Here is an 18,477-nt window from a genome sequence, read left to right as displayed (position 1 = left end):
ATTGGTAAAACAAAATTATCGATCAAACTATACAGAAAGTTATTCTATTGGTATGATAGAACAAAACAGAGGAGGAGGCGATTACATGATTGGAGGGGTGGCATTAGAGACGATTTATTGGTATACACTTTTAACTTGTGCGGGGATTGCAGTTTTTCTGCTAGTCTTTGGAGATATTTTTGATTTCGATGGTCCAATTGACCCGATACTCATTGTCCCTTGGCTAACTTTTACCAGCCTGTTTGGGTATTTAGGAGAACGCTTAACAGAATTAGATTCGCTGTTTCTATTGATTTCAAGTGGGGCGATTGCAACTGTTTTAGTGTTTTTGCTCAATTTTTATGTCCGAATGCCGATGAAAAATGCTGAAAGTACGTTGTCGGCATCAGAAAAAACTCTTGAAGGACAGATGGCGATCGTAGTTACACCCATACCATTAAAAGGGATGGGGGAGATCCAATTAAAAAGTGTGACTGGTTCGATTACGCGACCTGCATGCTTTTATGCCCCACAAAGTTCACCAGCTAAGCAAGGAGAACAGGTCTTGATCATTGAAGTAAAAGAAAGAGTTTGTTATGTAACGCCTTATGAAGGCATGCTAAAAATATGAAGGAGTGTATAAGAAATGGAAATATCAGGAGTTTATATCGCAATTGCTATTGCAGTCTTGATCATTTTAATGTTACTGATCGTCTTTGTAGCAAAATATCAAACTGCCAAACCAGATGAAGCATTAATTATTAGCGGGAGTTATTTAGGCAGTAAAAATGTCCACGCAGATGAAAGTAATAATAAAATCAAAATCGTTCGTGGTGGCGGGGCATTTGTTTTACCAGTTTTCCAACGCTCGAATCGGATCAGTCTCTTGTCAAGCAAGTTAGATGTTTCGACGCCAGAAGTCTATACTGAACAAGGGGTACCAGTGATGTGTGATGGCACCTCGATCATCAAGATTGGTTCTTCAGTGGAAGAAATTGCGACTGCTGCAGAACAGTTTCTAGGTAAAACACGTGAGGAACTTGAAAATGAAGCAAGAGAAGTTTTGGAAGGGCATCTTCGTTCCATTTTGGGTTCCATGACTGTAGAAGAAATTTATCAAAACCGCGACAAATTTAGTCAAAGCGTTCAAGAAGTGGCATCTGTTGATTTAGCGAAAATGGGATTGATCATTGTTTCGTTTACGATCAAAGAAGTTCGTGATAAAAACGGTTACTTAGATTCTTTAGGGAAACCACGGATCGCCCAAGTGAAACGTGACGCAGATATTGCGGAAGCAGAAGCGTTAAAAGAAACACGTATTAAAAAAGCAGAAGCTGAAAAAGATTCTCAAGCAGCGGAACTACAAAGACAGACGGAAATTGCAGAATCAATCAAAGAAAAAGAATTAAAACTAGCTTCTTACAAGCAAGAACAAGATATTGCAAAAGCCAAAGCAGACCAAGCCTATAACTTGGAAAGCGCTCGGGCGCAACAACATGTTGTTGAACAAGAAATGGAAGTAAAAGTCATTGAACGACAAAAACAAATTGAATTAGAAGAAAAAGAAATCATTCGTCGTGAGAAACAATACGATTCAGAAGTGAAGAAAAAAGCCGATGCGGATCGTTATGCCAAAGAACAAGAAGCACAAGCTCAAAAGGTAAAAGAAGTAACTGAAGCCGAAGCTGAACAATTCCGCGTTGAAGCACTGGCACAAGCCGAAGCCAATAAAACCCGGTTAGCTGGTCAAGCGGAAGCGGAAGCGACTTTAGCCAAAGGAGCGGCCGAAGCTGAAGCCAAAGCCAAAATCGCAGATGCGTTCAAAGAATATGGTGAAGCAGCGGTCTTGAGTATGGTAATCGAGATGTTACCACAATTAATGAAAGAAGCAGCACAACCATTAGGAAACATTGAGAAAATCTCAGTGGTTGATACCAGTAACGGGTCAAGCGAAAATGGCGGAGCGAACCGGGTGACTAACTATGCTACCAATCTCTTAGCTTCCACTCAAGAAACGTTGAAAGAAACAACAGGATTAGATATCAAAGACATTATCGAAAATCTCTCTAATCGTGGAACGATGAAACAAGTTAATCTCTATGAAAACGGGGAACAACCCGATCAAGCAGAATAATTATCGCTAAAATTAGTTAGAAAAATAAACAAACCAGTTTCTTTCATGTTGAAGAGACTGGTTTGTTTATTTATGTATTAGCTATTTTTGTGTTTTTTTGATCTGTTCTTCGACTTCTGCCAAATTTTCTCTAAGCAACGCTTCTTTTTTTTGCAGCTCAACTAAGTCTTCTACAAGCTCTTCTTTCTTTTCTGTCTCAGGTGGACGGAGAAAGAAATTGATTCCGATGGCGATAAAGGTTCCAATGAATGTGTCTAAGACTCGTTGGATCGCATATAAAGAGGATTCGCCTTGGGGAACGCTCAGGGCAATCAACAACAAAGTGGCGATTGCTGAGATGATCCCAGAATTATTATTGATTCCGTCAGATACCACGATGACGATGACCACTAGAACCGGCAGCAGAAATAATTCCACTAAAAAATCATTGTGAAAATAGTTCTTTACTAAAAAATAGATGATTCCGAGAAAGCCGCCGATTGAATTGCCAATGATTCTTGAACGACCAAAGGAAACAGTAGTGGTTAAATCTTGGCGCAAGGAAAAAACAGCTGACAATGCAGCAATCATCGGTAGTCCTCGATCAGTGACGTGGAAAAATAAAATACATAAAAAAACTGCTAATGCGCTTTTTATTGTTCGCATTCCTAAACGAAAACGGCCAAATTCCATCGCTTATTCTCCTTTTAGTCCTTTTTAATAGGATAACGAACTTTTAAAGAGATTGCTAGTTTTTAGCTAAGTCTTTTAGTATAATTCTAAGAAAAGAGAGGGGTTGCTTATGCGTATCGGAATGAGGACCGTGAAAACAGTGGTTAGTAGTATGTTGTCCATGGTTACCGCCCAAATGTTTTCATTATTGTTTTGGCCTTCAGCAGGAATCATTGCTTTGTTAAGTGTGGGCAACACGAAACGTTCAACTTTAAGAACTGGGATGTTAAGGATTACGGCATTTATTTTAGCAACTGTGATTGCTTTTATTAGTTTTTTTATTTTTGATTATACGATCTTGGGGTTTGGCTTGTTCCTACTACTGTTTATTCCTCTGACTGTTGGGTTAAAATTGACGGATGGAATTGTCGTAAATTCTGTGCTAGTCACACACTATTTAAGTGAAAAAAATATGAGTTGGTCGTTGATCGGTAATGCAGCAAGTTTAATGGCTATCGGTGTCTTTTTTGCATTAGTAGCGAATATCTATATGCCGGATATCAAAAAACAGCTACAAAAAAATCAACAATTGATCGAAGAAGAGTTTCGTATCATTTTAAACAACATGGCTGATTTCCTACTGACTGGAAGAAATACCAACAATCAACTGCTTTGTGATAAATTGTTGGCTTTCGTAAGAGAAAGTCAGAGCGATGCTAGGAAGTACCAAGAGAATTACTGGGTGAAACAAACGCAATACTATGAAACGTATTTTTCCATGCGTCGAACCCAAATCAACGTGATCAAAGATATGCAGGGGAATCTGGATCGAATCCAAGACCCGGTTCCTTATGGCAAGCATATTTACGGCTTGTTGGTTTATACTGCAGAAACTTTTTCCGAAAAAAATGATGGAAAAGAATTATTGAAGCGGATTGAAGAAGTCTACGAACTATATCGGGACATGGCTATGCCCAAAGAACGTTTAGAATTTGAAGATCGAGCAGAATTGTTTCAATTTTTGCAATCCTTTAAGAGCTTTATTGAAATCAAAGCGGAATTTTCGCAACAATCGATTGGTTAAATTATTCAGTTCAATGAATGAAATAAAGAGAAGCTGTTTAAGCATTGGGGATGTCTCCGTTGCTTAAACAGCTTTTCATGTTTTTGAAAAATTCCAGCTTATTTCAAGGAGCTTATTTTTGCCAAAGTTTTTGCATCCCATCAAGGATTTCGATGACATCGTGGGTCAGAAACAACGAACGGTTAGGGAGTTCGCCTTTAATAGTTTTGACCATATTTTCGATTTCATAATTCATGGCTTGCGCGGTGCTGCCGCTTTCGATCCATTCTTTTGTCCCGTCATTGAAGATGATCTCCGCACGATCCGCACGAGGGTAATCGGTGATGGTGATATAGCCTTCTTCAAAGGCAACGATTCCCACTTTAGGCATTTTGGCTTGGAAAGTCAGACTGATCGTTGCTAACTCATTTTCTTTATTCCTTAAAATAGTCACTGACTGTTCATCCACACCTGTTTCAAATGGTACCATTGTTGATGCAATAACTTCTGGTTGAGAGCTCAAAAAGAAACGAGCAAACGAGACGGCATATGTCCCAATATCTAATAAAGCACCACCAGCTAATTCAGGATTGAAAAAGCGATTGGTTGGGTCGGGATCTTTATAGCTGCCAAATGGTGCTTGAATCATTTTTAATGCCCCAAGCTTGTTTGTATCGATCAAAGAACGTAACTGTTGATACAATGGCATATTGAAAATCGTCATCGCTTCTGCTAACACTAGATTCTTTTCTTCTGCTAATTTCATTGCTTCGGTCAGTTCTTTTTTATTCATGGTGATCGCTTTTTCACATAAAACATGCTTATTCGCTGCTAATGCTTCCATGATATGTTGACTATGTTGACGATTGGGAACGGCAATATAAATAATATCGATTTCTTGGTCATTAAGCATTTCTTGATAACTACCATATGCTTTAGGAATATGATAGCGTTGTGCAAATGCTTCTGCTTTATCTATTGTTCGTGAAGCAACTGCTGCCAACTCGCTTGTTTCTTGGTCAAAATGTTCCGCAAACTCATGTGCAATATTTCCTAAGCCAATGATTCCCCATTGATACTTTTTCATACTTCAAAACTCCTTCTCGTGTTATATTTAATATAGTGAATGAAATGAAAAAATGCCATTGTCCTTGTTTAATTATACCAAATGAATCGTTAAAATTTGTGTTAGAGTACTTTAATAAGAAAAAGTAAAGCCGTAGTGAATTTTTTTGAAATTTAAGTAAAATGAGTAGAGGGGGAAACTTTTATGCATCAAGTTTATGTTGATTTGATTCTTAGTGTATTACTGGAACAGTACGCAACAGAAAAGAATTTTTTAGAGGACTATTTAGTAATTGACGAAGCGCAGTGGGAAGGCTGGAAACGAGGAGAGAAGAACCTTCCATCTGAAACCATGCAGAAAATCAAAAACCTGTTTACTGATTATGAATGGATGCTTACGCAAAAGATTTTACGACAAACGATCATTTTCCCTGAAAAAAGGACGACTGCAGTGGCAGAGTATAAACAAATCAAAACGAGAATCGCTCAAAAATGGTTAACGGATGGTCCTGCCAAAGTCGAATTGATTCCATTAAAAAACGATCAATATCTTACAGGGTTCCTTGACTTGAAGGTAAGTATTAATTATGATGAATGGGGTTATGACGACATCTTGAACTTTCGATTACCTGCAGACGTTCAAAGACAGATCGAAGGCGAGAAATTGGAACTGTTGGATTGGGTAAACGAGAATTTGGAAGAAACCTATGTTCATGAAAAAAATGAACATAAAAAGGAATGAGAGGATTTTTAAGAGTGAATAAAGTTTTAGGGTTTGGAGCAGTTGTGATCATGGTTGCCGCAATGGGGTACATCTTTGTAAGCGAGCAACACATGAAATCTGACGTCCAAGCAGAAAATCAAACAACTGAACAAGTAACCAAACAGACAACAAAGAGTTCCAAAGAAACTAAAGTGAAGGATTCAACCAAAAAAAGTGAAGATCTACCAAAGGTTCAATCGACCGATTGGGATCTTGTCTTGGTAGGACCTGATCATAAAATCGAAAAAGAAATCAATGAAGACACGCAACTGGCATCACTGCCCAATGGTTATTTGATCGATAAACGTATCGAATCCCATTATGAAGATTTTGCGAAAGCAGCACAATCTGCAGGGTTTCCTTTAGTGATGGTCTCCGCATATCGTTCGGTTGCAGCACAGCAACAGGTGTTTACACAAAATGTCCAAGAAGTGATGAGTAGTCAACATGTTTCAGAAGAAGAGGCGACAGCAATCACGAAACAAACAATCACCGTCCCTGGACATAGCGAACATCATACAGGCTTAGCGGTCGATGTAGTGGATGAAAATTGGTATAATAATTATCCTTCACAGCTTTTAGAGGCAAGTTATGGAGATCAACCAGGGGCAAAATGGATTGCTGAAAATGCGCCTAAATATGGATTTATCATACGTTATCCTAAAGATCGTCAAGATATTACAAAAATCACGTATGAACCATGGCACCTACGTTATGTTGGAGAAGAAAGTGCGGCCTATATTTCGAAACATGATATCACATTAGAAGAATACTTAGAACAATTACAAAAGAAATAGGAGTAGTGAATGGCCAAAAAAAAATGGAAGAAACAAAAACGTAATTCATTACGCTTGATTGCTGTGATTTTTGGTGGAATATTGTTGATGATAGCTTTTGTTCTCTCTTTACGAGGCTTGTCAGCGCCTCTTGTTGGGCAAGAACAGAATAACAATGAGGCACAAACACATCAACAATTTATTGATCGATTAGCTCCTCATGCGAAAGAATTACAAACCGGCTATGGCGTTCTCCCAAGTATCATTTTAGGTCAGGCAATTCTTGAATCAAACTGGGGCGAGAGTACGTTAGCCAGTCAATACAATAATCTTTTTGGAATTAAAGCATATGGTGATCAAAAAAAGGTCAATTTAGAAACAAAGGAATTTGTGAATGAAGAATGGGTCACGATCCAAGGAGATTTTCGTGTGTATGATTCATGGGAACAATCGATGGACTCTCACACACAACTTTTTGTGAATGGGGTAGATTGGAATCCAGCATTATATGAAAAAGTGATCACGGCTACGAACTATCGTGAAGCTGCCCAAGCACTGCAAGACGCAGGCTACGCAACTGACCCTTCCTACGCACAAAAAATTATCCAAGTCATTGAAACCTATCACTTGGATCAATATGATCAATAACTATGAAAAAGGGAGTGGCAAGATGGCAGAGCAATTTACCCCTGAAATTATGACCGAGCTACGAAAAGATATCGTTAGAGTACCGGAGGTCATTATGGAGGCAAGTGGTATTAAGATTTTTGGAAAACTGATCCGATCGATTATTTTTACTACTGATATAGCAATTGTCCGGAATACAAATGCAAATGCCGTGATTGCTGTGTACCCATTTACTCCGCATCCTGCAATCACTAAAAGTATTATCGAAGCAGCAGACATTCCAGTATTTTCAGGTGTTGGCGGAGGTCTAACGCAAGGCACGCGCTCTTCTTACATGAGCTTATTCGCTGAAGCGCAAGGATCGTTAGGAGTCGTTTTAAATGCACCCACACCACTTGAAACAGTTCAAGAAGTTTGTCGTGCAGTGGATATCCCAGTGATTAGTACAGTGACATCGAAATATACAGAAATCGATGAAAAATTGGCAGCAGGTATTACGATCATCAATATCAGTGCAGGGAAAGAAACAACTGAAACGGTAAAATTTTTCCGAGAAAAGTATCCGGAACTACCGATTATTGCTACTGGTGGTCCAACAGATCAAAGCATCTTGGATACGATCAAAGCTGGAGCGAACGCTATTACCTATACTCCTCCAAGTAACGGGGAATTATTTAGTCGTAAAATGGAAAAGTATCGACAACTTGAAAAGCAAGAGGAATCATAATAATCAAAAACAAGTCAAAAAAGAGAAAAAATCGTGGCACTCACGTAAATTCTCTTTTTTCTCTTTATTTCTGTCATAAATACCGAACAACCTTGCTGAGTGAGATCAAAAATATTAGATTTTAGAAAAAAATAGTGAAAGTTGGTTGTCACTTTCTGAAACAGATGTTAAACTGTTTTCATCGTTTGGAACAAAAGCTAACATTAAAAGTGCCAAACAACGATTATGAATGCTTGAACCAATCAACATATTTTATTAAAGCTACTTCTAGACTACTTGAGCAAAATAGATCACTATTTTGTTTCTTAAGAGGATCGAAGGAACGTAGTGATATAGCCCACTTATATATCGTCATGATAAGGATGACAGTTTCTAGCCAGCACCGTAAATGCTGGACTATAAGTGAAAGAGTGTCTTGCACCCTTTTTACTTATTTAGTAAAAGGGTTTTTTTGTTTAAAAAGCAGGCATTTTTGCGTATTTCGCACGAGCTTGAAACCTTGAAAGGGTGATCCATGAGGTCGAATAGTGGTTAGCTTTGATATCAATAAATGAAAAAGGGGAAAATAAAGTGAAAGAATTAGTGGAACGTATTCAAAAAGATGGCCGTGTGCTAGGTGAAGGCGTCTTAAAAGTAGATAGCTTTGTGACGCATCAAGTGGATCCGGTATTAATGGAACAAATAGGCCAACGATTTGCGGAAGTTTTCAAAGATCAAGGAATCACTAAAGTGGTAACGATTGAAGCTTCTGGAATTGCACCAGCTTTATTTGTGGCACAGACATTAAATGTACCAATGATTTTTGCCAGAAAAGCCAAAAGCTTGACGATGGATGAAGAATTGCTGACTACTTCTGTTTATTCCTTTACAAAACAAGTGACTAGTACGATTTCTATCTCTCGTAAATTTTTATCTGCAGAGGACAAGGTTTTAATCATTGATGATTTCTTAGCGAACGGTCAAGCGGCGAAAGGGTTGGTTGAATTGTGCCGCCAAGCAGGTGCAGGAGTCGAAGGGATCGGCATCCTGATTGAAAAATCGTTCCAAGATGGCCGTCAGCTATTAGAAGAAATGGGCTTGAAAGTTGTTTCATTGGCACGAATTGCGGCATTATCCAACGGACAAGTTGAATTTCTTGAGGAGGATGCATAAAGGTGGAGAAAGAAACAAAAAATGGCCAAGCCGCAGTATTAGGTTTACAACATCTCTTAGCAATGTATGCTGGGGCAGTTGCTGTTCCTTTGCTGATCGGTACGGGACTAGGGTTTAATCAAGAGCAAATGACGTACTTGATCTCGATTGATATTTTTATGTGTGGCTTAGCAACATTATTACAATTGACGGTTAATCGTTTTTTTGGTATTGGGTTGCCAGTTGTTTTAGGTTGTGCCATTCAAGCAGTTGCACCACTGATCCTAATTGGGAGCGACCAAGGTGTTGGGGCAATTTATGGTTCGATTATCGCTTCTGGTATTTTTGTTGTTTTAGTGTCTGGATTTTTCTCAAAGATCAAACGATTATTTCCGCCGATCGTGACTGGGACGGTCATTACCGTGATTGGGTTGACGTTGATTCCAGTTGCAATCGAAAAAATGGGCGGTGGCGATTCATCTGCGACTAATTTTGGAAATCAAACCAATTTATTGCTAGCTTTCGTTACAATTGCACTGATCGTCGGAGTACAAATGTTAGCTAAAGGGTTTGTTCGCTCGATTGCTGTACTGATCGGTTTAGTTGGCGGGAGTATTTTAGCTGCTGTACTGGGAATGGTGGATTTAAGTGCGATTGGTCAAGCACCTGTTTTTCACGTGCCTCAACCTTTTTATTTTGGAAAACCAACTTTTGATGTCTGGTCGATCTTGTTGATGATCATTATTTCTATTGTGAGTATGGTAGAGTCAACAGGTGTTTACTTTGCGCTAGGGGATATCACTGGACAAAAAGTGGGCGAAGAAGAATTGAAAAAAGGCTATCGTGCCGAAGGTCTGGCGGTTATTTTAGGTGGGATTTTCAATACTTTCCCTTACACTGGTTTTTCTCAAAATGTTGGGCTAGTCCAACTTTCTGGTATCAAGACAAGAAAACCAATTTATTTCTCTGCAATTTTTTTGATTATTCTTGGATTATTTCCTAAAATAGGTGCTTTAGCACAAATCATTCCAGAGCCAGTTCTAGGTGGCGGTATGTTAGTCATGTTTGGGATGGTTGCTGTTCAAGGTATTCGGATGTTGATGGAAGTTGATTTTACGAATGACAAAAATCTCTTGATTACTGCTGTTTCGATTGGTTTTGGCTTAGGATTCAATATTATGCCGACTTTATTTAGCCAATTACCCCCAACAGTTCAAATGTTTACGGGGAATGGGATCGTCATGAGTAGCGTGACAGCGATCGTTTTGAATCTTGTTTTTAACGGGTTGAAAAAAGATGAAGAGATTATTGAAGAAGCATTAGCAAAAAAATAACTTGAATCGTCCTAAAAATGAGACTGAGACAAAAGTAACATCTTCGAAAAATAAGCAGGGATTGACCAAAAAGTTGAAAAGCAAATTTTGGAAATTCCTGCTTATTTCTTGACGCTAAATACCTTTGTCTCAACCTCGTTCTAGTTTATTTCTTTATGTATACGCTAAAATCAATATTCTATACTTATTATATGCTATTTATGCTATGCAAAAGAGGAACCCCGCTCTGATTTATCTGGTTGTTTACTTTTTTCAGGTTGTTTCCCTTGACTTACAATTTCACTTTGTTTTTCCTTCGCATTTTCTTTTAGATCAATAAATGTACTTTGACCCCTCATTGTTGCAAATTCCTTTTTTTGGTCAGCTAAATTTTGAACTATTTTTATTGAATTCTTAATTTTTTCCGAAAGTATTTTATTCGAATTTTCTAAGTTTGTCAAATCATCCTTGAATTTGGGATCAATTTGTTGGGTTACTTGTGTATTTTTAGATAAATGATTCACCTCATTCATCAAAGTTTTGAGATTCGTTTTTAAAGCATTAAGCTCAGCCTGTTTTTCTTGACTTATGGGTAACATTTTATCTATTGCTGCTTCACTCTCCATTATATATGCTGCTTTATCTACAGATATCGTACTCAATTCTTTATTATAAGTTACTATATTTTGATCTTTTGTGTCTAATTTTTTCGTTAAATCTCTCTTCTCTCCTGTAAAATACACTATAATTTTATTGAAAAATGACGAATTATCTATTTCATTTATTTGATTTTTTATGTTCTTTCGGCTCTCTTTTTCATTACTTAATTTATCTTGGATTCTAGACTCTTTTTTATCTAGCAGGGACATTTTATGTTTATTATCTTTAACATACTGCACAGTGTTTGTGATTTCCTCAAATTGGTTTTCTTTGAGTTTTCCATTTTTATCAGGACTGTTAGTCGTTAAGTTATTGTATTTTGCTTCTAACTGGTTGTTTGACTTTTTAAAATTGTCCATATACACCTTAATTTTTTTATCATCAGGTTCTTCTCTTTGTTCTCTCAGTGCTTGTAACGTGCCCAAATTAGCCGCTGCTTGTTCTGTCTCTTTCGCTTTTTGCTGTCGTTGTACTTTGGGTTTATTTATGTTTTCCATATGATTGTATCTGTTTTTGGCATATTTAAGTTTTTCTGATATTTTTAATGCTTCATTGCCAAAAGGATCGGATATCCGAGCATGCTGCATTTCCAATTTATACACTTGTACTTTTGCTTCATCTATTTCTTTTGCGCTAAATGCTGATTGATCCTTTTCTTCTTGATGATGACTTTTCATATATTCCAAGCATTTATTTTCTTTTTCGTAGTTTTCTTTCGCCACTTTGCTCGCTGATGAATATTCATGTTTCACATTAAGGGCTTGTTTTGCTTTTTCAGTTATTTTTCTTTGACTGTTAATCTCATCTTTTGTAAAGTAAAACCCTTCATACCATTCTTTCATCTCTTCACTCCTCTATTTTTATTCATAGTTCAATCTTAACACGTTAAGATTATAGTTATATTCTAATAATTTCTTTTGTTAGGAAAAGATGAAAAACTACTCTTTTCTTCTACTTGTATAATGGATAATTACATAAATCTATACAAAGGATATGATAGTTCCCACGAAATTTATTGTTTCCATTTACAAAAACATACTAAGATTAGAGAGTGGGACAATAGTCAGAAAAAATCTGATTATTGTCCCATTTTTTTTTGATTTTAAGGCACACAAAAAGCACACAACCTTGTATGATTCAAGTGCTTAAACAAAAATCAAAGGAGTGTGCTTTATGTTTAAAAATAATACCATCAACCAAACAACTTTACCACTAGATGTAGAACATTTACTGATGCCGCCTTTATGCGGATGAAAGACGATTATATGCGAAATGGACAGCTCAAACCAGGTTATCATTTACAAATCACCACCGAAAATCAGTATGTTTTGAGCTATGAATTATTTCCGAATCCCACAGACACCAAAATATTGAAGCCATTTTTAGATAGTTTTTTAGACCAACATAAGGAGTTGCCGGAGTACATTGTGGCAGATGCAGGGTATGGTAGCGAAGAAATTTACATGTATATCAACGATGTTCTACATATAACTCCCTTGATTACCTATGGCAGTTATTACAAAGAAAATAAAAAGAAGGACAAGGAGAATCCGTTTAACGTGGAGAATTGGCGTTATCTTGAAGAACAAGACCCCGGCGAATCGTCCGGTACCGTTCAAAAATTATAGTCGCAGAAAAGAGAAAGGCGGCTTTATTCGAGATTTCAAAATCTATGAATGTGAGGATTGTCGGAACTGTCCAGTTCGTCGTCAATGTACGCGTGTGAAAAGTGAACAAAAGCGAAAAATTCAAGTAAATAATAATTGGCGCTATTTCAAAGCAGAATGCAGAAAAAAGCTTCTAGAGGAGAAAACTGGTTCGATTTATCGGAAACGAAAAATGGATGTCGAACCCGCATTCGGATATCTGAAGGCTCACTTGGCGTTCCATCGTTTCCATTTGCGTGGGAAACAAGGAGCAACGATAGATATTGGTTTGGCACTGATGGCATTAAATTTAAGGAAATAAGGAAAATATATGGAGAGGAAAGTGCGCATAACAGAAAAAATAAGTTCGATTTTGACAATAAACATCAAAATCGAACTTATTTTCTTTTTGAGAAAGAACGATTGTCTCACTCTCGTTTTTTTGCTGATATAAATACCGAACATTGAAGCTGAAAATCTTTATAATATTCGAAAATTCTTTGACATCAAAAAAATCGATTGCTAAAATATGAATGTGAAAGTAGAGAAAGGAGAAATGTATGACAATCAAGGTTGCGGTAATTATGGGGAGTACATCTGATTGGGAAACGATGAAAAATACTTGCGAGATTCTAGAAGAGTTTGAGGTGGCTTATGAAAAGAAAGTCGTCTCTGCGCATCGTACACCTGATTTGATGTTTCAGTATGCCAAAGAAGCACGAGCAAGGGGAATCAAAGTAATCATTGCTGGAGCAGGTGGAGCCGCTCATCTGCCAGGAATGGTGGCTTCTCAAACAACCTTACCAGTAATTGGCGTTCCGGTACAAACACGAACATTGAACGGATTAGATTCGCTATTATCTATTGTCCAGATGCCTGGTGGTGTTCCTGTGGCAACGACGGCGATTGGAAAAGCGGGGGCAATTAACGCTGGACTACTTGCGGTTGAGATGCTTTCAATGTATGATTTAAAGTTGGAGGCTAAGTTAGCGAAAAGACGGTTAATGTTAGCTGAAACTGTGATAGAAAGTAGTGATCAACTTGGTTAAACCTTTGTTGCCTGGATCAACGATCGGAATTGTCGGTGGCGGACAATTAGGACTGATGATGGCGATCAGTGCAAAAGAAATGGGCTTTAAAGTCGGGGTTCTTGATCCTGTAACGAATTGTCCAGCAGCTCAAGTAGCTGATTGGTATATTCAAGGAACATACGATGATACTTTTGCATTGGAAGAACTTGCTAGACGAACAGATGTTATCACGTATGAATTTGAAAACGTCAGTGTGGAAGCATTAAATGCCATTTCCTCTATGTCGTTTATTCCTCAAGGAACTGATTTATTAGCGATCACCCAAGATCGTCTTTTAGAAAAATCTTTTTTAGAAACGAATAATATCGTTATTGCCCCTTATGCGACAATTGTAAGTCCAACCGATATTCAAGATGCCATTGATGGTATTGGTTATCCTTGTGTGTTGAAAACGACACGAGGTGGATATGACGGCAAGGGACAATACGTCTTGAAAAGTCGGGCAGACCTTGCGCCAGCAATGGATTTACTAAGGGAAGGGACCTGTGTATTGGAAGCATGGATTCCCTTTGAAAAAGAAATCTCGATCTTAGTTGCTGGAAACGGACAAGGGGATTATAGTACATTTCCAGTGGTCGAAAATATCCACCGTAACAACATTTTACATGAAACGATTGCACCAGCAGCAATCGCTGATGAGGTTGTTGAAGAAGCAGAGCGGATTGCTCGAGTCATCGCTGAAGGAATGAGCTTATCTGGCGTACTTTGCATTGAAATGTTTTTAACAAAAACTGGTGGTTTATATGTGAATGAATTAGCACCACGACCTCACAACTCGGGACATTACTCCATTGAAGCATGCTCGATGAGTCAATTTGATGCCCATATTCGGGGAATATGTGGTTGGCCATTAAGTAAAAAAGTCCGTTTATTGAGTGAGGCAGTGATGGTCAATGTATTGGGCGAGCAGTTATTAGAAAGCTATCATTTGATCGATAAAAAACCAGATTGGCAATTTCATTTTTATGGGAAAGCACAAGCGAAAAAGGGTCGTAAAATGGGGCATATTACTATCGTAACTGAAGACATTCAACAAACTTTGGATGAAATAAAGAAAACCAATATTTGGGATTAAAGGAGAAAAATTGATGTTAGAACGTTATACACGACCTGAAATGGGCAATATCTGGACAGAACAAAACAAATACCAAGCTTGGCTGGAGGTAGAAATTTTAGCTGACGAAGCATGGGCAGAATTAGGAGAAATTCCTAAAGAAGATGTCAAAAAAATTCGTGAACATGCATCTTTTGATATTGAACGTATTTTGGAAATTGAAAAGGAAACACGTCACGACGTTGTTGCCTTTACTCGAGCAGTTTCTGAAACATTAGGCGAAGAACGTAAGTGGGTCCACTACGGCTTAACGAGTACTGATGTCGTGGATACAGCTTATGGCTATCAAATCAAACAAGCAAATGATCTTTTACGAGATGATTTGAAACGTTTTACGGCAATTATTGGTGAAAAAGCTAAAGAACATAAGTACACAGTGATGATGGGAAGAACGCATGGCGTTCATGCTGAACCAACGACATTTGGCTTGAAATTAGCTACTTGGTATTCAGAAATGAAACGAAATATTGAACGTTTTGAGCATGCAGCCAAAGGTGTTGAAGCAGGTAAGATATCAGGAGCGGTAGGAACATTTGCGAACATTCCGCCATTTATTGAAGAATATGTGTGTGAAAAATTAGGGATTCGTCCGCAAGAGATATCTACGCAAGTGCTCCCACGTGATCTCCACGCAGAGTACTTTGCGACTATGGCATTGATTGCTACCAGCATCGAACGTTTTGCAACAGAAATCCGTGGTTTGCAAAAATCAGAAACGAGAGAAGTAGAAGAGTTCTTCGCTAAAGGACAAAAAGGGTCTTCAGCAATGCCTCATAAACGAAACCCAATCGGTTCAGAAAACATGGCTGGACTTGCTCGAGTGATTCGTGGTCATATGGTCACAGCCTATGAAAATGTTTCGTTGTGGCATGAAAGAGATATCTCTCATTCGTCAGCAGAACGAATCATTTTACCTGATACAACAATTTTATTGGACTATATGTTGAATCGTTTTGGAAATATCGTAAAAAATCTGACGGTCTTTCCTGAGAATATGAAACGTAACATGGAAGCTACTTTTGGCTTGATCTATAGTCAACGTGTGATGTTGAAACTGATTGACAAAGGTATGACAAGAGAAGAAGCTTACGACTTGGTTCAACCTAAAACAGCTTATGCATGGGATCATCAAGTTCAATTTAGACCTTTACTTGAAGAGGATCCAACGGTTACTTCTGTTTTAACAAAAGAAGAGATCGATGACGCATTTGACTACCATCATCACTTGAAAAATGTGGATGTGATCTTTGACCGTGTTGGTTTAGGAGAAAAAGACAAATAATCAAAATGAGTGGCTTGCTTCGGATTGCTAGAAGCAGCCACTCTTTTACTGAAATGTAATAAAAAAGAACCTTGACACAAATAACTCAACTAGTCGGGGTTCTTTTTAGCTATTTTGATTCATTTCATGATGTTGCTTGATAATAGCATGAGAAAACTATCCGTAAAGGGCTTGAGCGGAATAGTTAAAATGTTTAGTATGAAGCAAACTCAATAATTCTTCGATAAAAGTATAATCAAATTCTTGCTGATCATAAGTGACTTGGATACGATAATGATTTTTGAATAATTTTTGTTCGTGTATCTGACTGATCACGAGTTGATGTTCAGAAAATGTTTGATATTCAAATGTGCGCTTTCGACACTCAGTATGGCGCTTTGCCGCACGACGGATTTTTCTGAAGGTATAAAAACTCGTATCTTTATTACATAAGTAGACATCTTTGATAGACAACAGGTCATTATATAAACGTGACGTTTCCTCGGGCGATAAATCCATTAAAAAACATTGGGCACAAACTGCGGCCTCTTCCATTTCGCTACCTCCTTGAATTCCTTGAATAAATATCCAGAATCATTCTAATCCTACTATAGCATCAATTATTATAGGTGTAAACGCTTATTATTTTTCCAGGGAAGAATTTTTTGATTAAACACGAACATTAGACAATTTTAATGCTATAAATGTACATGTTTTTATTGAACAGGATAAAAACACTTGTTAAAATTTAAAGCGAAAAGACGAACAAAAAAATAATATTTGTTGTGATCGTCAAGAATTTAAGGAGATGTCGAAATGGAACAGAAAGATTTGCTGTATGAAGGAAAAGCCAAAAAAATGTACCATACTTCAGATGAACAGGTGATTTGGGTGGAATACTTGGACCAAGCTACCGCTTTAAATGGCTTGATGAAAGACCAAGTAAATGGAAAAGGGGAACTGAACAATCAAATCACAAGTAAAGTCTTCCATTATTTATCCGAACAAGGGATTGCCAATCACTTTATTCAACAAATCGGAAAAGACGAACAATTAGTGAAAAAATTAAATATTCTTCCCTTAGAAGTGGTAGTCAGAAATAGTGCAGCTGGTAGTTTTTCAAAACGGTTGGCAATTCCTGAAGGACAAAAATTACCCACACCAATTGTCGAATTTTATTTCAAAGACGATCAATTAGATGATCCATTTATCAATGATGAACATGTGCTGTTTTTACAAATTGCAGATGAAGCTGAAATTACTGAATTAAAGACACAGGCTAGAAAAATCAATCATTTGTTAATCCAACTATTTGAGAAAATCGATTTACAGTTAATTGATTTCAAACTGGAATTTGGGAAAACAGCTACGGGCGAAATCGTATTAGGAGATGAAATTTCGCCTGACACTTGTCGATTATGGGATCTGAAAACAAACGAACACATGGACAAAGATGTTTATCGACGAAAAATTGGGGAGATTGTCCCAGTATATCAAGAAGTTTTGACACGTTTAACACAAGTTGGTTTATGAGAGGGGAAAATGAAATGTATTTTGTAAAAGTTTATGTCACCTATAAAGATTCTGTATTAGATCCTCAAGGAGAAGCAGTGAAAAATGCGGTCCATCGTTTGGGATATGAAACTGTTGAAGATATCCGAATCGGTAAATATTTTGAGATCCAAGTTTCAGCAGAAGCTAGCGCAGTAGAGGAAACGATTGAAGGAATTTGTGACAAACTATTAGCTAACGTCAACATGGAAACGTATCGTTATGAAATCGAACAATTGGAGGGAATCTAGCATGAAATTTGCCGTGATTGTCTTTCCTGGTTCGAACTGTGATGCGGATATGCTGTGGGCAATTCGTGACATTGTGGGAGTAGAAGCTGAGTATGTTCGTTACGATGAAACCTCTCTACAAGGCTATGACGGCGTATTGCTCCCTGGTGGTTTTTCTTATGGCGATTACTTACGCTGTGGAGCTATTGCGCGTTTTTCAGCTATCATGAAAGAAGTTGTTCGTTTTGCGGAGGAAGGAAAACCAGTCTTTGGTACATGTAATGGGTTTCAAATCCTTACAGAAGCGGGTCTTCTTCCAGGCGTGTTAAGAAAAAATGATTCTTTGCGCTTCATTTGCAAAACTGTTCCTTTGAAAGTTAACAACCAGACAGCCTTTACTTCGGAGTATGAAACCGATGAGATCATTCAGCTGCCTGTCGCTCATGGCGAAGGAAATTATTTTTGCGATGATCAAACGTTGCAAGAGTTAAAAGCCAATAATCAAATCGTTTTTACTTACGCTGAGAATATCAATGGTAGTGTCGCAAATATTGCAGGGATCACCAATAAAGCAGGAAATGTGTTGGGAATGATGCCTCATCCAGAACGGGCAATGGAGGCGTTACTAGGATCAGAAGACGGAAAACGATTTTTTGCATCGATGTTAAAAAATTTTGGAAAGGTGACTGTCTAAG

The 18,477-nt window shown here is 37.7% G+C and carries 19 protein-coding genes, 1 pseudogene and 1 riboswitch; of the genes and pseudogenes, 16 read left to right on the top strand and 4 right to left on the bottom strand.

The genetic code is table 11. The annotated features are described in order from the left end of the window. Positions 1-85: 85 nt before the first annotated feature. Positions 86-610 (top strand): NfeD family membrane protein, encoded by a 525-nt coding sequence (locus EHR_RS12040; protein WP_010719402.1) that lies wholly within the window; start codon positions 86-88, stop codon positions 608-610. Between the two features lie 15 nt (positions 611-625). Next, positions 626-2,113 (top strand): flotillin family protein, encoded by a 1,488-nt coding sequence (locus EHR_RS12035; protein ID WP_010719401.1) that lies wholly within the window; start codon positions 626-628, stop codon positions 2,111-2,113. Positions 2,114-2,194: 81 nt separating this feature from the next. Here EHR_RS12035 and EHR_RS12030 read toward each other — a convergent pair whose 3' ends face one another. Continuing rightward, positions 2,195-2,785 carry an FUSC family protein gene (locus tag EHR_RS12030; RefSeq protein WP_014834724.1) on the bottom strand — a complete coding sequence of 197 codons (591 nt, stop codon included), beginning with the start codon at positions 2,783-2,785 and terminating at the stop codon, positions 2,195-2,197. A gap of 109 nt (positions 2,786-2,894) precedes the next feature. Between EHR_RS12030 and EHR_RS12025 the strand changes: the two genes are divergently transcribed. Next, positions 2,895-3,848 (top strand): aromatic acid exporter family protein, encoded by a 954-nt coding sequence (locus EHR_RS12025; RefSeq protein WP_010737423.1) that lies wholly within the window; start codon positions 2,895-2,897, stop codon positions 3,846-3,848. Between the two features lie 112 nt (positions 3,849-3,960). Here the strand turns inward: EHR_RS12025 and EHR_RS12020 are convergent, their stop codons facing one another. After that, positions 3,961-4,914 (bottom strand): Gfo/Idh/MocA family protein, encoded by a 954-nt coding sequence (locus EHR_RS12020; RefSeq protein ID WP_010737424.1) that lies wholly within the window; start codon positions 4,912-4,914, stop codon positions 3,961-3,963. 183 nt (positions 4,915-5,097) lie between these two features. On the opposite strand from EHR_RS12020, the gene EHR_RS12015 reads away from it, so the two are divergent. The 6 genes from EHR_RS12015 to EHR_RS11990 all read left to right on the top strand — a co-directional run bounded on the left by EHR_RS12015 (position 5,098) and on the right by EHR_RS11990 (position 10,250). Continuing rightward, complete coding sequence (locus EHR_RS12015; RefSeq protein WP_014834723.1) at positions 5,098-5,634, top strand: hypothetical protein; 537 nt, start codon at positions 5,098-5,100, stop codon at positions 5,632-5,634. A gap of 14 nt (positions 5,635-5,648) precedes the next feature. Continuing rightward, positions 5,649-6,452, top strand: coding sequence for a M15 family metallopeptidase (locus tag EHR_RS12010; protein WP_010737426.1), 804 nt, complete (start codon positions 5,649-5,651; stop codon positions 6,450-6,452). A 9-nt stretch (positions 6,453-6,461) separates the two neighbouring features. After that, positions 6,462-7,079, top strand: coding sequence for a glycoside hydrolase family 73 protein (locus EHR_RS12005; RefSeq protein ID WP_010737427.1), 618 nt, complete (start codon positions 6,462-6,464; stop codon positions 7,077-7,079). Between the two features lie 22 nt (positions 7,080-7,101). Next, the gene (locus tag EHR_RS12000; protein ID WP_010737428.1) at positions 7,102-7,785 is read left to right on the top strand and encodes a beta/alpha barrel domain-containing protein; all 684 of its coding nucleotides are present in this window, start codon (positions 7,102-7,104) and stop codon (positions 7,783-7,785) included. Positions 7,786-8,106: 321 nt separating this feature from the next. Beyond that, positions 8,107-8,204, top strand: a riboswitch (purine riboswitch). 151 nt (positions 8,205-8,355) lie between these two features. Further along, complete coding sequence (locus EHR_RS11995) at positions 8,356-8,937, top strand: xanthine phosphoribosyltransferase (protein ID WP_010719393.1); 582 nt, start codon at positions 8,356-8,358, stop codon at positions 8,935-8,937. Between the two features lie 2 nt (positions 8,938-8,939). Then, on the top strand, positions 8,940-10,250 hold the full coding sequence (locus EHR_RS11990; RefSeq protein WP_010737429.1) for a nucleobase:cation symporter-2 family protein: 1,311 nt from the start codon (positions 8,940-8,942) through the stop codon (positions 10,248-10,250). A gap of 203 nt (positions 10,251-10,453) precedes the next feature. Here the strand turns inward: EHR_RS11990 and EHR_RS11985 are convergent, their stop codons facing one another. Next, positions 10,454-11,731 carry a hypothetical protein gene (locus EHR_RS11985; RefSeq protein ID WP_010737430.1) on the bottom strand — a complete coding sequence of 426 codons (1,278 nt, stop codon included), beginning with the start codon at positions 11,729-11,731 and terminating at the stop codon, positions 10,454-10,456. Positions 11,732-12,112: 381 nt separating this feature from the next. On the opposite strand from EHR_RS11985, the pseudogene EHR_RS14005 reads away from it, so the two are divergent. The 4 genes and pseudogenes from EHR_RS14005 to purB all read left to right on the top strand — a co-directional run. Next, positions 12,113-12,989 (top strand): annotated as a pseudogene (locus tag EHR_RS14005) (transposase); the annotation flags it as partial. A 106-nt stretch (positions 12,990-13,095) separates the two neighbouring features. After that, positions 13,096-13,584 (top strand): 5-(carboxyamino)imidazole ribonucleotide mutase, encoded by a 489-nt coding sequence (gene purE, locus EHR_RS11970; protein WP_010719389.1) that lies wholly within the window; start codon positions 13,096-13,098, stop codon positions 13,582-13,584. Beyond that, positions 13,577-14,701, top strand: a complete 1,125-nt coding sequence (purK, locus tag EHR_RS11965; protein WP_010737433.1) for a 5-(carboxyamino)imidazole ribonucleotide synthase — start codon at positions 13,577-13,579, stop codon at positions 14,699-14,701. The genes purE and purK overlap by 8 nt, the downstream gene beginning before the upstream one ends. Before the next feature lie 13 nt (positions 14,702-14,714). Next, on the top strand, positions 14,715-16,022 hold the full coding sequence (purB, locus tag EHR_RS11960; RefSeq protein ID WP_010737434.1) for an adenylosuccinate lyase: 1,308 nt from the start codon (positions 14,715-14,717) through the stop codon (positions 16,020-16,022). Between the two features lie 156 nt (positions 16,023-16,178). Here the strand turns inward: purB and EHR_RS11955 are convergent, their stop codons facing one another. Beyond that, complete coding sequence (locus tag EHR_RS11955; protein ID WP_010737435.1) at positions 16,179-16,556, bottom strand: hypothetical protein; 378 nt, start codon at positions 16,554-16,556, stop codon at positions 16,179-16,181. 261 nt (positions 16,557-16,817) lie between these two features. On the opposite strand from EHR_RS11955, the gene purC reads away from it, so the two are divergent. Genes purC through purQ form a run of 3 tightly spaced genes read left to right on the top strand, consistent with a single transcriptional unit; the run spans position 16,818 to position 18,476 of the window. Then, positions 16,818-17,534, top strand: coding sequence for a phosphoribosylaminoimidazolesuccinocarboxamide synthase (purC, locus tag EHR_RS11950; RefSeq protein ID WP_010737436.1), 717 nt, complete (start codon positions 16,818-16,820; stop codon positions 17,532-17,534). A gap of 14 nt (positions 17,535-17,548) precedes the next feature. Next, entirely contained in the window at positions 17,549-17,803 is a 255-nt protein-coding gene (purS, locus tag EHR_RS11945; protein ID WP_010737437.1) for a phosphoribosylformylglycinamidine synthase subunit PurS, read from the top strand. A gap of 1 nt (position 17,804) precedes the next feature. Then, on the top strand, positions 17,805-18,476 hold the full coding sequence (gene purQ, locus EHR_RS11940; RefSeq protein ID WP_010737438.1) for a phosphoribosylformylglycinamidine synthase subunit PurQ: 672 nt from the start codon (positions 17,805-17,807) through the stop codon (positions 18,474-18,476). Position 18,477: the final 1 nt, after the last annotated feature.

This window comes from Enterococcus hirae ATCC 9790, assembly GCF_000271405.2.
GTDB lineage: Bacteria > Bacillota > Bacilli > Lactobacillales > Enterococcaceae > Enterococcus_B > Enterococcus_B hirae.
This window is presented reverse-complemented; position numbering and strand designations above follow the sequence as displayed.

Bases quoted from the DNA above. Each gene is read 5' to 3' on its own strand.
- EHR_RS12030 (WP_014834724.1), bottom strand. From the start codon at position 2,785: ATGGAATTTGGCCGTTTTCGTTTAGGAATGCGAACAATAAAAAGCGCA.
- EHR_RS12000 (WP_010737428.1), top strand. From the start codon at position 7,102: ATGGCAGAGCAATTTACCCCTGAAATTATGACCGAGCTACGAAAAGAT.
- purB (WP_010737434.1), top strand. From the start codon at position 14,715: ATGTTAGAACGTTATACACGACCTGAAATGGGCAATATCTGGACAGAA.
- purC (WP_010737436.1), top strand. From the start codon at position 16,818: ATGGAACAGAAAGATTTGCTGTATGAAGGAAAAGCCAAAAAAATGTAC.
- EHR_RS12020 (WP_010737424.1), bottom strand. From the start codon at position 4,914: ATGAAAAAGTATCAATGGGGAATCATTGGCTTAGGAAATATTGCACAT.
- EHR_RS12015 (WP_014834723.1), top strand. From the start codon at position 5,098: ATGCATCAAGTTTATGTTGATTTGATTCTTAGTGTATTACTGGAACAG.
- EHR_RS11985 (WP_010737430.1), bottom strand. From the start codon at position 11,731: ATGAAAGAATGGTATGAAGGGTTTTACTTTACAAAAGATGAGATTAAC.
- purQ (WP_010737438.1), top strand. From the start codon at position 17,805: ATGAAATTTGCCGTGATTGTCTTTCCTGGTTCGAACTGTGATGCGGAT.
- EHR_RS12035 (WP_010719401.1), top strand. From the start codon at position 626: ATGGAAATATCAGGAGTTTATATCGCAATTGCTATTGCAGTCTTGATC.
- EHR_RS11955 (WP_010737435.1), bottom strand. From the start codon at position 16,556: ATGGAAGAGGCCGCAGTTTGTGCCCAATGTTTTTTAATGGATTTATCG.
- EHR_RS12025 (WP_010737423.1), top strand. From the start codon at position 2,895: ATGCGTATCGGAATGAGGACCGTGAAAACAGTGGTTAGTAGTATGTTG.
- purS (WP_010737437.1), top strand. From the start codon at position 17,549: ATGTATTTTGTAAAAGTTTATGTCACCTATAAAGATTCTGTATTAGAT.
- EHR_RS12005 (WP_010737427.1), top strand. From the start codon at position 6,462: ATGGCCAAAAAAAAATGGAAGAAACAAAAACGTAATTCATTACGCTTG.
- purE (WP_010719389.1), top strand. From the start codon at position 13,096: ATGACAATCAAGGTTGCGGTAATTATGGGGAGTACATCTGATTGGGAA.
- EHR_RS12040 (WP_010719402.1), top strand. From the start codon at position 86: ATGATTGGAGGGGTGGCATTAGAGACGATTTATTGGTATACACTTTTA.